The 17,227-nt window shown below is 27.8% G+C and carries 10 protein-coding genes and 1 pseudogene; 7 read left to right on the forward strand and 4 right to left on the reverse strand.

The features are described from left to right. Window positions 1–62 precede the first annotated feature (62 nt). The 5 genes and pseudogenes from B3B03_RS01120 to B3B03_RS01140 form a co-directional block, all read left to right on the forward strand. Window positions 63–710: an amidase domain-containing protein gene (locus B3B03_RS01120; RefSeq protein ID WP_346849193.1), complete on the forward strand. Its 648-nt coding sequence runs from the start codon at window positions 63–65 to the stop codon at window positions 708–710. A gap of 177 nt (window positions 711–887) precedes the next feature. Next, window positions 888–1,754 (forward strand): type I methionyl aminopeptidase, encoded by an 867-nt coding sequence (gene map / locus B3B03_RS01125; RefSeq protein ID WP_346849194.1) that lies wholly within the window; start codon window positions 888–890, stop codon window positions 1,752–1,754. Window positions 1,755–1,965: 211 nt separating this feature from the next. Then, complete coding sequence (locus B3B03_RS01130) at window positions 1,966–7,359, forward strand: diguanylate cyclase (protein WP_346876264.1); 5,394 nt, start codon at window positions 1,966–1,968, stop codon at window positions 7,357–7,359. A 269-nt stretch (window positions 7,360–7,628) separates the two neighbouring features. Further along, entirely contained in the window at window positions 7,629–10,556 is a 2,928-nt protein-coding gene (locus B3B03_RS01135) for an insulinase family protein (RefSeq protein WP_346876265.1), read from the forward strand. Between the two features lie 59 nt (window positions 10,557–10,615). Next, window positions 10,616–11,131 (forward strand): annotated as a pseudogene (locus tag B3B03_RS01140) (nicotinamide-nucleotide amidohydrolase family protein); the annotation flags it as partial. 32 nt (window positions 11,132–11,163) lie between these two features. Here B3B03_RS01140 and B3B03_RS01145 read toward each other — a convergent pair. The 4 genes from B3B03_RS01145 to B3B03_RS01160 all read right to left on the reverse strand — a co-directional run bounded on the left by B3B03_RS01145 (window position 11,164) and on the right by B3B03_RS01160 (window position 14,696). Further along, window positions 11,164–12,435 carry a S8 family serine peptidase gene (locus B3B03_RS01145; RefSeq protein WP_346849197.1) on the reverse strand — a complete coding sequence of 424 codons (1,272 nt, stop codon included), beginning with the start codon at window positions 12,433–12,435 and terminating at the stop codon, window positions 11,164–11,166. Window positions 12,436–12,579: 144 nt separating this feature from the next. Continuing rightward, the gene (locus B3B03_RS01150; RefSeq protein WP_346876266.1) at window positions 12,580–13,470 is read right to left on the reverse strand and encodes a selenium metabolism-associated LysR family transcriptional regulator; all 891 of its coding nucleotides are present in this window, start codon (window positions 13,468–13,470) and stop codon (window positions 12,580–12,582) included. Window positions 13,471–13,582: 112 nt separating this feature from the next. Further along, window positions 13,583–14,014, reverse strand: coding sequence for a DMT family transporter (locus B3B03_RS01155; protein WP_346849199.1), 432 nt, complete (start codon window positions 14,012–14,014; stop codon window positions 13,583–13,585). Between the two features lie 133 nt (window positions 14,015–14,147). Further along, the gene (locus tag B3B03_RS01160) at window positions 14,148–14,696 is read right to left on the reverse strand and encodes a hypothetical protein (protein WP_035134591.1); all 549 of its coding nucleotides are present in this window, start codon (window positions 14,694–14,696) and stop codon (window positions 14,148–14,150) included. A 340-nt stretch (window positions 14,697–15,036) separates the two neighbouring features. On the opposite strand from B3B03_RS01160, the gene B3B03_RS01165 reads away from it, so the two are divergent. Continuing rightward, window positions 15,037–16,293 (forward strand): UDP-N-acetylglucosamine 1-carboxyvinyltransferase, encoded by a 1,257-nt coding sequence (locus B3B03_RS01165; RefSeq protein ID WP_150844350.1) that lies wholly within the window; start codon window positions 15,037–15,039, stop codon window positions 16,291–16,293. Between the two features lie 40 nt (window positions 16,294–16,333). Beyond that, window positions 16,334–17,119 carry an MBL fold metallo-hydrolase gene (locus B3B03_RS01170; protein ID WP_346876267.1) on the forward strand — a complete coding sequence of 262 codons (786 nt, stop codon included), beginning with the start codon at window positions 16,334–16,336 and terminating at the stop codon, window positions 17,117–17,119. Window positions 17,120–17,227 lie beyond the last annotated feature (108 nt).

The raw sequence follows: 17,227 nt of genomic DNA on the forward strand, positions 1-17,227 counted from the left end.
AAGTATTATAGAGGTTAAATTACAACCTAATTAGCTTTAATATTTAAGATGGGAGGTTGATTATGAAGAGTATAAGATTACTTAAAATAATCAAAAGGATCAAAAGGAAATCCCAACTTAAAGATGAGATAATCAATAGAAAAAACTATGTATATAATAGAGCGAGAGCAAAGGCTTATGCTGAAGCTTATGCAGAGACTCCCAATGTAAAAGAATACCCTGTATTTAAGGATAATGACTGTGCTAATTTTATAAGTCAAGTTTTAGTAGCAGGCGGAATGAAAATGAAGGGGTCAGATTATAGAAAGTTTACAGATTGGTTTTGTTATACTAAAGATCCAATGGCTTTAAAGAAAGTTTCCCTGACATGGAGAAGTGCGGAATACTTTAGAAAATATTGGGGAAACAAAGATGGCCAAGGAAATAATATGGCAGATGAATTTAAGGAGTTAACAGTAGAAGAAGCAATAGCTAAGTTTGATGAACTATATACTTATATTATGATAGGTGATGTTATACAATATGCAGACAGTAACAAAAAAATATATCATTCTCAAGTAGTACATGCTAAAGAGTTTAATGTAGCATTAAACAGAAATGACTTATTCATAGCTCAGCATTCATTGAATAGAAAGCATGTATCTTTATACGAATACTTAAAATTATTAAAGAACAAAAAGGGAAGATATATTTATATTTATCATTTTTAATTGTTTAAAGTTTTGTAGATGTATTTCTACAAAACTTTTTTATTATTATTTACTATTAAAATATGGTAAGAAGGAATAAGTGGTATAATAGAAGTAAAACATATAGTATATAAAATAGAGTAATTTTGTAATAGATTTATATATGAATGTAAGAGGTTAATTATGATGGAGGTTAATATGGATAAATTAAATAGAAATGATAGTTGTTGGTGTGGAAGTGGATTAAAATACAAAAAGTGTCATATGGAGCAAGATAAGTATTTAGAAAAGTTAAGTGAACAGTATGGATATAAAATACCAAGAGAAATTATAAAATCTCAAAAGGATATAGATGGAATAAGAAAAAGTTGTGCTCTAACTAAAGATATACTAGATATGGTAGAAGAAAAAATAACAGTAGGAATATCTACAGAAGAAGTAAATAGATGGGTCCATGAATATACAGTATCCCATGGAGCATATCCAGCACCTTTGGGATATCATGGTTTTCCTAAGAGCACCTGTGTATCTATAAATAGTGTGGTTTGTCATGGTATACCAGACGAAGAAACTATAATAAAAGATGGTGATATAGTTAATGTTGATGTAACTTGTATTCTAGATGGTTATTATGGTGATTCAAATAGAACATTTCTCATGGGAAATGTTAGTGATAAAGCAAAAGATTTGGTACAAACTGCTAAAGAGTGCTTAAAGGTAGGAATAGAGCAAATAAAACCTTTTAATACTTTAGGAGACATAGGATTTGCTATAAATCAGCTTGCAACTAGCAAAGGATATTCTGTAGTTTATGATTATGGTGGTCATGGTGTAGGTAATGAATTTCATGAAGAACCTTTTGTACCTCATATAGGACAAAAAGGCGAAGGGATGATTCTCTTACCAGGAATGACATTTACAGTAGAACCAATGATAAATGAAGGGGTACCGGAAACTGTTGTGTTAGATGATAACTGGACTGCCGTTACAGAAGATAACAAGTTATCTGCTCAGTGGGAACACACCATACTGGTTACTGAAGATGGTTATGAAATATTAACTTAATTTATATTTGTATACAATAGGATTAAAATTTAATATTAAATTGAAGATATTTGTCTAAAAATACAAGAAATTATTTTGTCATTAAGAAAATGTATAAGTACATTATTATGGTGCTGTATGGTATAATATGTAATAAAGATAGATAGTTGGGAGTTATTTAACAATAATCTACATTAAACTTAATATTATTTTAATTAGGTAGGTACTAAATATGAAGATAATTAATGAAAGATATAAAATAGTGGAATTATTAAACCAAAATAGAATTTATTCTGTATATGAAGCCATAGACATAAATAATAACATGTCTATGGTAAACATTTATGTTGTAAATAATTCTAATATAGAAAATAAAATAATTAATTATTGTATATCTGAATATGAAAAAATACCCACTATAAAAAATGATGTTATAAGAATTTTAGATTTTGGTGTAGTAAACAGTGTAGATAACAAAGATAAGATGGATAATTATTATTACACTACAGAAGTATATAGTGATTACAAGTTATTGCTAGATGCTGTAGAAGGCATTTCTGAAGAAATATTAATTAAAGTATTTTTAGAAATATGTGTAGTAGCACATAATCAAAGTTACAATTATATGAAAGTAGTTCCATTTAGTGATGACAATATATATGTAAGTTTAGATTTTAAAGTTAAATTAAAAGATAAATTAACCGCACTTTTACAATCAAGAGAAACAGGCATAGCTAGTTATTCAGAAGACATAGAAGAGGTTACTTCTAATAAATTTAAAGAAGAAAGATACTATATAAATAGATTATGTGAAATATTAATTAATATTTCATTAAAAAATAAAGGAAGATATAGAGATTCTAAAACTTGTAAAATAATTACAAAACACATGGGAAGTAATGAAGGACAAGAATATAAAGAGTTGTTTGGAGTAAAACTATATAATTTAATAGATAAACTATGTAGTAGTAGAGATAACTCAATAAATAGTATTTTTGATATTATTAAACAAGTTAATTCCATATATAACATGAACTTTAAATATGAAGTTAGTAGTGAAAAAAGAGAATTAAATTTTAATATCCCATTAATAGGTAGAGATGAAGAGCTAAAAATGATTATGGAGTCCATAAATCATATAGTTAAATATCATGAAACTAAAAATATTATATTAATTCATGGTGAAATTGGAATAGGTAAGACTCGGTTATTAAAACACATAAAATACATTATGAATGTTAAAGAAAATAAAAGACTTAGATGTTTTTATATGAAAAGTAATAAAGAAGAATCTACAAAGGTTACTATTGCACAGTTATTAAGAAAAATAGTGAGTATTGCAGATAAAAATTTAATTAGCAAATATAAGAAAGAAATAATGCTGCTAGCTCCAGACATTTATGGAGATAATAATAATGAAAATTTGGGATATTTTAAGCTAGAAAATAAAGAGAGACTTATACTTATAGCTAAGATATCATCATTTTTACAAGAGTATTACTATGATAATCCAGGGGTAATTATTATAGATGATATGAATATGTATGATACATTAACACTAAATTTAATTCAATATATGTTGAACAAAACCTATTTTAGGACTAATGTGCTTATTATTATTGGATATAGGGATGGTGATTGCCTTAATAACAATAATTTTACACAGTTTATTGAATACATTGCAGATAAAGTTGCGTTAAATGTTCACCTTAGATCATTAACAGAGAGCAATTCTGCAAAGATGCTAAGAAATATATTAAATATTGAGAAGATATCCGATGAATTTATAAGTAGATTTTATAAATATTCAATGGGAAATCCATTATTCATTGAAGAGTCCTTAAAGGATTTATGTAATAGAGAAATCATATATTTAAACGAAGAAAATGGTAGATGGTATAAGCCTGATAACCATGATATGTATATGCCAGTGAATATGGAAAAGGTCTGTGAAGCCCAATTAAAAGATGTAGACAAACTATCCTATGAAATTTTATATATAATTTCATTCTTTTATACACCAATGCCAGTAAGAGTATTAAAAGATGTACTTACAACAAATGAAAGTGATGTAGATAATGTAGTTGATCAGTTGGTAGCTAAGGGTATATTATATAGTTCCATAGGCGATAATGGATTTGTGTATACCTTTTATAATAAATTTTTAAGAAGTTATCTATACAAGGATGTAGATCAATCTATAAAAAAAGATACTCATAGAAAAATAGTAGTAGTACTTGAACGATATTGCTATGATGAATTAAATATCTATATAGAAGAACTTATCTATCATCTTGAGATTTTAGGGCTTAGTAGAAAACTTATATACTACTATAAGAAGAACGAGCAGAGATTAGAGAATATAAACAGTGTGAATGAAGCTATAAGATATAGTTTTAAGATTCTTCAAATCATTGATAAGTTTCAAAATCGAGATGAATTTATTAATGATGAAATAGAAACTAATATGAATTTAGGTAAGTTATACAATAGTATATCTGAAAAAAGTGTAGCATTAGAATATTATATTAAAGCTCAAGAACTATGTAAGTTTCAGGATAAGATAATTACTAATATAGATATTATGGTAGAAATGATCTGGATATACATAGATTTGTGTATGGAAGAAGAGATTGAGCACTATACTAAGAAAATATCAAAAGCACTAGAAAATGTAGATTATTTAAAAGGTACTATAGAATACTTAAGAATAATAGTAAGAAATTCATATAATACTGGAAAGTATGAGAAGATTAAAGATGTATGTAAGGAAGGAATAAGCCTTTGTAAAGAAGAGCATATGGATTATAAAGTTGGTTTCTATAATAGCTATTGTAATGCACTGATTGCCCAATGTAAGGAAGAAGAAGCTTTAAAGATATTAAAAGGAACAGTTACTGAATGTTATGAAAAGAACTATACTAAGGCACTACCTAGAATATATAATAGCATTGGAGTTATATATGGTGATTATTATCAATATGGTGATGAAGCACTGAGTTGGTTTGATAGGCTTTATGAAATAAGTAAGATTGAACAAAACAAGTTTTATGAAGTAATAGCTTTATCTAATATGGGATTTTTTAGTTATGTTTTAGTAAATTATGATGAAGCATATAGGTGTTTAAATAAGGCCTCTAATATAGCTACTCAAAATGAATTAATATATATGAATTTTTATAATTATGTATATATGGCATCTACATTATATAAACAAGGAAAGTATTCTGAATGTTTTAGATATATAGATATATGCAACAAATATATAGAAAGAAATTCAATTTTTGAGCAAGAATTAGTTCCATACTATATATTGGAATATTATATAAATTCCTTAATTGGTAATAGACAAAAAGCTATGGATTATTTATTAGAAGGTAAAAAGGCTTTTGATAATACGAATTCTTTAATGAAATATAAAATGGAGCTACTTTGTATTATAAACAAGATACTCTTAGAGAGAAAAATGAAAAGTATAGAAGATGTAATTGAGGCTAGTGAAAAGATATTATATGTAGATTTAAGGGTGTCAATGTTATCCGATGGAGTTTTACAACTTTTAAATCAAGATTTAAATAGTGTAGCTACAGAAATATTTTATTACATTAAAAAGTTTGAACATGAAATAAAGTCTGATCTTAATAAATTGACTTTAACATATATTGAAGCTGTTATAGATAAATGTATGCCTATAGATGCCTTAGAAGAGGCATTAGCTCAATATAAGGATATTAAAAATTCTAATTTATCCTGGAAAATATATTATAAAATAGGATATACCTATTATGAGAATGGAGATAGGGCTAAAGCAACGTTATATATTTCAGAGGCCTGTGATATAATACAGGATATATTATTGCAAATTCCTAAGAACTATAGAAAATCTTTTTTACAGAATCAAGGAAACATGGTGGATTGCTTTCGAATACTATTACAAATAAAAAGTTACTATAATCAAAGAAAAGGAATAAAGTTAGACCAAATAAATATTAATACAACAGAAAATATTGAAGATTTATTTCAAATTATATTAGAGAGTGATTTTGTAAATGAAGAATTTATAAAATCCTTAAAGGATTCATCTAAGGATTATCTTACAGATATTGATAGTATTGAGGACTTACTAAATAACTTATGTGGAAATAGTCAAGAAAGTATGGACATCATATGCAAATATATAAGTTATATTAGTTTAGCAACGAAAACTAATATAATAATCGAGAATAATAATAGATTTTCTATAGTGTCAAGTGATGGAAATGATGTAGAACTCCCAAATGATATGTCTATAGTTAACATAGCTAGAAATAAGGGAATACCTATTAGGTTAAGTAGAAAAGTTATTTGTGATGCCAATGGGAATATACTAAGTTATGATATCGAAAATGATATAAAAGCAGCTATGTGTATACCAATAACTCAAATTTCTAAAAACAGTAGAGGTATGAGTAAATATGATTATAATCATGATGTGTTAGGATATGTATATGTGGAAAGTAAAAGGAAATTAAATAACATAAATGAGGAGACAATGCACCAGTGTGTAACTATAGGTAAAATCTTGTATATGATAATTGATAAACTTAATATAAAAAGAAATTCTACTATAGACAAGTTGACTAAGACATTAACAAGAAGGTATTTAGAATCATTTATTCATGAACAGATAGACAGATCTTTTAATTTTAACTCTGAATTTTCAACTATAATGGTAGATATAGATAAATTTAAAACCATTAATGATACCTTTGGACATAGAATGGGTGACCAAGTATTAAGTAAGATATGTGAAGTAATTATAAAAAATATAAGACAAGATGATGCAGTAGGAAGATATGGTGGAGAAGAATTTATTATAGTATTACCTAATACAGGCATAGAGGAAGCTAAGAGTATAGCTGAAAGAATTAGAGTGAAAATTTATCAGGCAAAAGTTATGGGAGATAAAAGAGTAGTAACGGTAAGTTTAGGCGTAGCTAATTATCCTAATCATACGACTACCTATGAAGAGCTTATTGAAAAAACAGACCAAGCTTTATATGCAGCTAAAAATAGTGGTCGTAATGCTACTAGAGTATGGGAAGAATCCTATGGTTCTAAAATAAGCACTACAAATAAATTAAGTGGTATATTTGTAGGTAGTGAAAATCAAGACTATAAGAATGTATCAACTTTAATTGAATTCATAGATTTAATTAATTCAGAGGGAAATGTAGATGAAAAAATTGCCATTACAATTAATAGAATTACAGAAATTGTTGAAGCAGATTCATGTACATTGTTTACCATAAAACAAGGGGAATTAGTCAATAGATACTCTAAAACTATAGATGAAACACTGGATGAATTTGATGAAATACGTAAATACAATAAGATTAAGGCTACAATAAATTCAGGAGAAAATATTTGTGGAGTAGATTGGGATTGCATAGATGAATATGATGAAATTAAAAATATTCCTGATTTAAAATCTAATATTATAGTCTTATTAAAAGACAAAATAGATATAATTGGAGTAATATACTTAACAGCATCAATTAATCATAAGGAGTTTACTTATGATGAATTAAATTTTGTTAATACTTTAGGTAAAATAATTGTTCCAATCCTAAAAGAATATCAATAATATTAAACTTATAGGTATGAAATTAGAGAGCTAGTTTCATACCTTTTATCATAAATAGATAATTAATAAAAACTTAAAAGTATATATTTTTATATATAGTATATATAAGATATAATTTAAGTAGTAGGTATAGCGCTTTTCCATAGGGAAAGGTACTTATAAGTTATTTAAAATTTATATTAAAATATAATAATGAATATTAAAGTTTGGGAGATAAATAATAATAGTACTATTAAAAGATAAAATAATAAAATAGCAGGAGGAGAAAGATGAATTATAATTTAGGAAAAATATATCATGGATTTAAGTTGCATAGAGAAGAAAAGGTTGAAGAAATAAATTCTATAGCTAGAGTTTTTATACATGAAAAAACGGGAGCAAAACTATTACATCTGGAAAATGATGATTCTAACAAAGTATTTGCGATAGGGTTCAAAACACCACCAAGCGATGATACTGGAGTTGCTCATATATTAGAACATAGTGTATTATGTGGTTCACGCAAATTTCCTACAAAAGAGCCCTTTGTAGAACTTATAAAAGGATCATTAAACACGTTTCTAAATGCTATGACCTTTAGTGATAAAACTATATATCCACTAGCAAGTAAAAATGAAAAAGACTTTTTTAATTTAATGGATGTATATTTAGATGCAGTGTTTTATCCTAATATATATAATACAAAGGAAATTTTAATGCAAGAAGGTTGGCATTATGAATTAGAAAATGCTGAAGATGAGCTAACTTATAAGGGTGTAGTTTATAATGAAATGAAAGGAGCATTTTCATCACCAGATGGAGTGTTAATGAGAGGAATTCAAAAATCTTTATTTGAACATAATACCTATGGATTTGAATCAGGTGGAGATCCAGAATTCATACCAGATTTAACTGAAGAGGAGTTTTTAGGATTTCATAGTAAATACTATCATCCATCTAACAGCTATATATTCTTATATGGAGACGGAAACTTAGATGAAAGATTAGCATTTATTAATGACAATTACTTAAACAATTTTGAAAAAAAGGATATTGATGCTGAAATATTACCAGAGAAGCCTTTTAAAGAAATGAAGGAGGTTGTAACAGAATACTCTATTTCTAATGAAGATAATGAAGATGAAAAAACTTTCATGGCATTAAACTTTGTTACTGGAGAATGTACTAATGATGAATTATATATTAGTCTAAGTGTTTTGGAATATCTTTTATTAGAAACTCAAGGAGCTCCATTAAAACAAGCAATCCTTGATGCTAACCTAGGAAAGGATGTATATGGAAGTTTTGATAATGGGATTTTACAACCGGTATTTAGTATAGTACTTAAAAATAGTGATGCAAATAAAAAAGAAAAATTTAAGAATGTAGTGTTTGATACATTAAAATCGTTGGTTAAAAATGGAATTGATAAAAAATTAATAGAAGCATGCATAAACATTACAGAATTTAAGTTAAGAGAAGCAGATTTTCAGGGCATGCCTAAAGGGTTATTCTATTATATGACAGCTATGGATAGCTGGCTACATGATGGAGATCCGTTAATTCACTTAAAATATGAAAAAAATATGGAAAAAATAAAGAAAGCACTAACTTCAAATTATTTTGAGCAATTAATTGAAAAATATATATTAAACAATAATCATAGCTCATTAATAGTGTTAGCGCCTAAAAGGGGGCTAGCAGATGAAAAGGATAAAAAATTAAGAACTGGATTAATGGAATATAAAGAAAATCTGTCTGTTGAGGAAATACAAGACATAATTAATGAAACAAAGTCTTTAATAAATAGACAAAATACTCCTGATCCAGAGGAAATATTAGAAACAATACCAGTATTATCTATAGATGATATAGACCAGAAAGTTGAAGAATTGAGTGTTATAGAGGAGGATGCTTCCGGAGTGAAGCTACTTCATCATGATGCATTTACAAGTAAAATTGCTTACTTAGATTTTATGTTTGATAGCAGAACCATAGCACAAGAAGATATTTCCTATCTAAGTCTATTAACCACACTACTAGGTAAAATTAATACTAAAACCTATAGTTATGTAGATTTATCTAATGAAATACTAATTAATACAGGTGGAATATATTTTAAAAATGAAGTATATGGCGATAGTAAAGATGTCCTTAGATATAGTACTTACCTTGAAGGACATTGTAGTGTAGTAGTAGATAGAGTTCCAAGAGCTTTAGAAATATTGGCAGATATAATTAAGAATACATCCTTTGAAGATAAAAAGAGAATAAGAGAACTTATAAGAGTTCTAATATCAAGAATAGAAATGAAGCTTATGGATAGAGGACATCAAGTTGCAACTACAAGATTAGGAGCTTATTTCTCTCCTGCTTATGAATATATAGAAAAAACTTCAGGATATGAGTATTATAAATTCTTAAAGGAGATAGAAAATAACTTTGATGATAGAATAGATAGTGTTATTTTGAAATTTCAAGCTATAATGAATAAGGTATTTAATAAAAATAGTTTAATAGTGGCAGTAACTGGTAAAGATGAAGAAGTTAGTGCTGTAAAGAAGAATGTTTCAGAGATATTAGAAGTATTATCTGATGAAGAAGTACAAATTAATAAGTATAGCTTCCATGAAGAAAACAAAAATGAAGGAATGCTTACTCCATCTAATGTTCAATATGTGGCAAAGGGATATAATTATAAAAAATTAGGATATGAGTACACAGGAAAGTTATTAGTGCTAAAAACTATAATTGGCATGGATTATCTATGGAATAAAGTTAGAGTACAGGGTGGAGCTTATGGAGCTTTTGCTAATATAGTGAGAAGTGGTAATTTTATGTTTGCTAGTTATAGAGACCCTAATATAAAAGAGACCTTAAAGACTTATGATAATGCAGCTAAATACTTGGATAATTTTACAACTACAGATAGAGAGATGCTAAAATACATTATAGGAACTATAAGTGAACTAGATATGCAATTAACTCCATCCATGGCAGGAGATGCAGCAGTTAGCTATTATATAAGAAGAATATCTAAGGTGGATAGACAGCAAGAAAGAAAAGAAGTGTTATCTACTACAGTTAAGGATATTAATAACTTCTCAAAATTAGTAGCAGATGTTATGAAGATGAATTATATAGTGGTTCTTGGTAATGATGGTAAGATTAAAGAAAATAAAGATGTATTTAAAAACTTAGAAAATGTGTTTAACTAAGGGGGGAGAAATTTAATCAGAAGTTATAATTTACTTATGAATTCTGATTAAGATTAACTATGATAAATGATAGTATATATGGAGAAGGAGAGATCGCTCTAGAAGATGCAATAGGAGAAATGTTAGTTAATAAGGGTTTAACTATTTCTACTGCAGAATCATGTACAGGAGGAATGGTTGCAGCAAGATTAATTAACTATCCTGGTATATCAAAAAGTTTACTTGAAGGAGTAGTAACCTATAGTAATGAAGCTAAAATCAATAGAATTAACGTAAAAAGAGAAACTTTTGAGAAATTTGGAGCTGTTAGCCATCAGGTAGCAGCTCAAATGGCTGAAGGAATAGCGAAGACTTCAGGAGCTGATATAGGAATATCAACTACAGGAGTAGCAGGTCCAGGTGGAGGAACTGCTGAGAAACCAGTAGGAAGAGTATATATAGGATTATATTATAAAGGCAAGGTTACAACAAAAGAATTAAACCTTTCTGGAGATAGGCAAGAAATAAGAGAAAAATCTACTATAAATATTTTAGATATGTTAAGAAATGAATTATTAAATGATAAATTAATATAAAAAAGTAAAGCACCCATGTAAATGAGGGTGCTTTACTTTTTATGTTTATGCTTATTTTTATTATCCTTATTAATTAAAATAGAAGACAAATCAGTACCAATTAAGTTGTTAATATTTATATATCCATTACCTTGTTTATATTTTTTATCATTTATCAAGGTTGAATTTATTCTCAATAAAGTATATATATCATCAAAGGTAAACTCGTTGTTTATTTCAAATAATAGTGCACAGATACCTGCTATAAAAGCACAGGATATAGAGGTTCCACTACGAATAGTATAAGGGGAAGTAAGAGGCGGGGGATATATTTTTTCACCATCTTTCTCAGATATATAATTACAGTCAGTGTTTAAAGATATAATATCATCACTGGCAGCAACAAAATCAGGTTTTTTTAATATTTTATTAGAGCCGCAACAGGAATAATCACTTATTTTATAAGTAGAATTTGTATCTATTCCACCTATTGTAAGCACTTTATCAGATAGAGCAATACCTTTTATAGTATCTTCTTTATCTTCATTATTACCAGCAGGTACAACTATTATTATGTTTTTATTTCTAAGTATAGTAAAAATTTTATCATATAGAGATAAAATAAACTTATTTAAAGTAGTTATTTCAAAAGGTGCACATACTATTTTTATATTAAATTCATCAATACTATTATATAAACATTCCAAAGCAAATAAAGTAGCTGAAATATACCCTTTACCAAGCTTATTAAAGGCTTTTACCATAACTAAATGGCTATTAACAGCAATGCCATGCTGTTTTACTTTTTTATTTGTACCTTCTCCACATATTAATCCAGAAATAAAAGTCCCATGACCATTGTCATCATAAGGGTATGTTGAACCATTAATTATATCAATAAATTTTTTTACTTTATTTGATGGGGTAGATAAATCTATATGTGGATACACGCCGCTATCAATAATACCAATACCTATGCCTTTACCGGAAACCTCTTTATTTTTTAACACTTCAAATCTTTTATTGTCTAAAAAAATTCCATTGGCATGAAGGATATTTTTGTTGCATAAAAATGCTATGTCGTCAATGCATATATATTTGACTTCCGGAAGCTCTATAATTCTTTTAATAGCTCTTTTGGTAGCAAGTACACATAAACAATGCAAGGATTTAATATTATACAAGACTTCACCTTTTGAGGATTTAATGTTTTTCTCTATTGAATTTTTAATGCTACCATATTTAATTATTATTCTATATCTATTATAAATATCATTATCCATCACATTTTTGAGAGTTGGATCAAGTTTTTTATTAAAAAGCATAAAATACTCCTTATATACTTATTACACTTATTAGTATATGTAAACTAGGAGTATTTGTTAAAGCTTTTATTTATTATAAAAATAAAAGCTAAGATTAGGAATTTTTATATTCTAATCTTAGCTTTTAAAGCTTTGTAAATTTTATTATAAATTATATATGTTCTTACACATAGAGAAAAATGCTCTTGCAATAGGAGTAAGAGTTCTTTTAGAACTTACTATTAAGAAAAGATCTCTTCTTAAGTCTACATTTTCTACTCGACTTATACACATGTTACCACTAATAAAGCCATCATCACATAGGCTTTTACTAATTATAGAAATTCCTAATCCTAGATTAATAAGTTTAAGTTGAGCATGTACACTATTTACCTCACAAAGAACTTTTAATTTCTTAGGATCTATTTTGTTAGCATGAAGCTGAGCTTCTAAAGTATGTCGAGTGGCAGATTCTTTTTCTCTTATTATAAAAGGATATTTTATTAAATCATCAATAGAAATAGTTTCAGGTAAATTTAATTTAGGATTAGAAACAATAACAAGTTCATCTTCCATTATCTTATAACTATTTATTTTTGAATTATCTATGATTGTACCAACTAAACCAATTTCACATTTAAGATCTATAATATCTTTAATTATAGATACAGAACCTTGTTCTTTAATGTTAAATTTAACGTTTGAGTAGAGTTCACTAAAGGTTGAAACAAGAGTAGGTAGTAAGGAATTGCATGGAGTAGTGCTAGCAGCAATGTTTAAGACACCAGTAATATTATTATTGAAGTTAGATAGATCGGTGATAGCATTATTCCTTAAATTTATAATATCATTAGCATATTGTAGAAAAGATTCTCCTACAGGTGTAAGATTAACTTCCTTAGATGTTCTATCAAATAATTGAATATTAAGTTCTTTTTCTAAACTAGAAATATGAGAACTTATAGTAGGTTGAGATAGGTAAATAGCATTTGCAGCCTTAGAAAAACTTCTAAGTTTAGACACTGTAATAAATGCTTCTAATTGTTTAAAATCCATAGTCTACCTCCTATTAATAATAATTTAAGATTTAATAATTCGATTTATATGAAAAAAGATTTCTATTTGAGAACAGTTAAAACTCCTTACGAAAAAATAGAAAAGATAGAAGCTATCCTTTCCATTTAAAAACTATAATTCCAACTATCATTATGACAACACCGATGCATTCTCGTATTCCATATCCAGCTTCAGTAGAGCCAAACCAACCAAAATGATTGATAAGTGCAGCTGCAATAAGTTGGGCAATAAGAATAGTTGCTACAGCTATAGCCGGACCAAGACTAGACATACCCTTAATTACTGTAAACGTAATAACAGCACCCAATACTCCGGCCAAAAGGTAAAGTTTGTTAGCATCTTTTAAATTTCTAAAGGTACCGTCACCTGCAAAGAATAACACTATTAGGGCAGTTATAAGTGCAATAGCTTGGGTTAATACTGTGGTCTCCCATAGTCCAATTTTTTTTGAGAGTTCTGTATTAAATACACCTTGAACACTCATAGTTACCCCTGCAATTATTGAGAAAATTATACCCAACATAAAAACTTTCACCATCCTTTTAAAGATAGCTTACCCTAATATGGATATAATTATTTAAAATTTAAGGGGTATATCTTCGCTTAATTTTATTAATTATAAAGTTAAAATCATAGAAAAGAAATTGTTTTTAATATTAAAACTCTTTTAAATCATAACTTTTAACTAAGGTATCCCTTCTATTGTTGAGTTGTTTCCAAATCTCGATTTTATTTATCTTAGTAAAATTAAACAAATCAGTTTTATCTTTATTTTCATCTAAGGTAAATAAGTTATTTGAATAAGCCTTTCTAATTGCGTTGTTAGCATTAGAAATAGGCATGTTAAAATAGGATAGTGTTGAGAAATCTTTAACACTTATACCATGAGTATTAAACATGTCAAACATGCTTCTAGATATCTTGTTTATGTATCCTTTATCTTTAACTTTTAAGTTTACGGTATTAGATGTATCGTTAATGAAAATGTCATTATCAATTCCAACTTTAAATTTTTTATAAGGAGATAAAATTTTTGAGATTATCTCATCTAATTTATCAAGCTCTGTATTAGAGACAGAACCTAGAGGAATGTACAAATTAGATATGTTTTTATACAACTTATATTTCTTATTTAAAAATTTTTGGATAGATATAATGTCATCAACAGATTTATCATCCACCAATGCAACTAAATAATATTTCATTTTTTCCTCCCGAATGTAGATTTTTATTATAAAGTATTATATCATTATAAAATACTTTAACGCTACAATTAACAGTATTATAACATATAATAATAGGTTATAATAGACATATATAGTTAATTATATTTTTACTTTTATATGTATATAAAAATAAAAATTAAAAATTACACTTATAAATTTAAAATTTTTATTAAAATATACGAACATTGTGATATAATTATAATTATGAGATTTTAACATTTAAGAATTAGGTTTAATTGACATAGATATAGATAGACATGGAATTAAGTTAACATATGTAAAGTATGGACATTATATAAATAGTGAGGATGATACCTGTATGGAAAAATTAGTTATAAATGGAGGCAATCCATTATTTGGAAATGTAAATATTAATGGCGCAAAAAATGCAGCTGTAGCAATTTTACCAGCAGCAATTTTAGCATCTAAGGGAGTTTGTACAATAGAGAATGTTCCTAATATAGAAGATATAAATTGTTTAGAAATTATTTTAGAATATTTAGGATGTAAGGTAGAATCAAGTTGTAATTCAATAAAAATTGATAGCACAAATATAGTAACAACCAATGCTACAATCCCAGAAGTAAGGAATATGAGAGCATCCTATTACTTATTAGGATCATTATTATCTAGATTTAAAAAAGCTAGAGTAGAACTTCCAGGGGGCTGCCCTATTGGAGATAGACCAATAGATCAGCATATCAAAGGATTTGAAGCCTTAGGAGCTACAGTTACCATAGAACATGGTGCAGTAAATCTGGTTGCAGAAAAATTAGTTGGAACAACTATATATTTTGATGTAGTTAGCGTAGGAGCTACTATAAATATCATGCTTGCAGCAGTTCTTGCGGAAGGAACTACAGTTTTAGAGAATGCAGCAAAAGAACCACATGTAGTAGACGTGGCCAACTTCTTAAATACTATGGGGGCAAATGTAAAAGGTGCTGGAACGGATGTAATAAAGATTACTGGAGTAGAGGAACTTTCAGGATGTAATTATTCAGTTATACCAGATCAAATTGAAGCTGGAACCTTTATGATAGCAACAGCAGCTTGTGGTGGAGATGTTACATTAAATAATGTAATACCAAAACACTTAGAATCTATTTCAGCAAAGCTTTTGGAAATGGGTGTAGAAGTTATAGAAGATGAGGATAAAGTTATAGTTAGAAGTGGAAATAACCTTAAAGGTGTAAATATAAAGACTTTACCATATCCAGGATTTCCAACAGATGTACAACAGCCAATGAGTACTCTTTTAACTATGGCGCAAGGAAGAAGCATTGTAAATGAAAGTATATATGAATCAAGATTTAAGCATATAGATGAGTTAAAGAAGATGGGTGCAAATGTTAAAATAGAAGGTAGAATAGCTATAATAGATGGAGTTAAAAATTTATCTGGAGCTAATGTTAAAGCTACAGATTTAAGAGCAGGTGCAGCTTTAGTTATTGCAGGTCTTTCAGCCCAAGGAAAAACTGAAGTTGAAGGCATTGAGCATATAGATAGAGGATATTTGTATATAGAAGAAAAATTTAAAGCTTTAGGTGCAGATATTAGAAGAGTAAATATATAAGTTTTATATGTATTTTAGATACTAGATTGAGGAGATAATTATGAAATTTTGCCCATTATTTAGTGGTAGCAGTGGGAATAGTATATTTGTATCAGAAAACAATAGTAACATTCTAGTGGATGTGGGAATGCCAGGTAAGGCTATCGATAAAGAATTAGGGGACATAGGTATAAATCCTAATTCTATAGATGGTATATTTATTACTCATGAACATTCAGATCACATTAAAGGGGCCGGAGTATTTTCAAGGAAATACGATATTCCTATATATGCACCAAGTCTCACCTGGGAAGCCATGGATGGGAAAATTGGAAATATTAAGGAGAAAAATATAAAAATAATTGATGGTAAGTTTACTGAAATTAATGATTTGACCATAGAGAATTTTCCTATACCTCACGATGCAGTATGCCCTAGAGGTTATAGAGTACATGGCTCTAAAAAATCATGTTGTATAGCTACTGATTTAGGTCACTTTTCTATAGAAGTAAAAATGGCACTAGAAGATAGTGATATGATTTTAATAGAGAGTAATCATGATATAGAAATGGTTAAATTTGGACCATATCCATATCCATTAAAGCAAAGAATACTAAGTGCAAAAGGACATTTATCCAATGAAGATTGTGGTAAAGCTATAGTAGATATTTTAAAAGGAAATCATAAAACTATATACTTAGGGCATCTAAGTAAAACAAATAATTATCCGGAGCTTGCTTATGAAACTGTAGCAAGTGTATTAAGGGAAAACAATATTAGCGTAGAAAAAGATATAGAATTAAAAATGTGCAATAGAGATAGGCATAGTATATTATCAGAAATATAAACAGAGTTCTTAGCTTCTTTGAAGCTCTAGAAGTCGTTATCCAGGGACGTAGCCACTCTTTACTCCTACTTTGAAGAAGATGGTAGTATTAGAGTGGGAGTCATCGGA

This window comes from Clostridium sp. UBA5712, assembly GCF_002419845.1.
GTDB classification, from domain to species: domain Bacteria; phylum Bacillota; class Clostridia; order Clostridiales; family Clostridiaceae; genus Clostridium_J; species Clostridium_J sulfidigenes.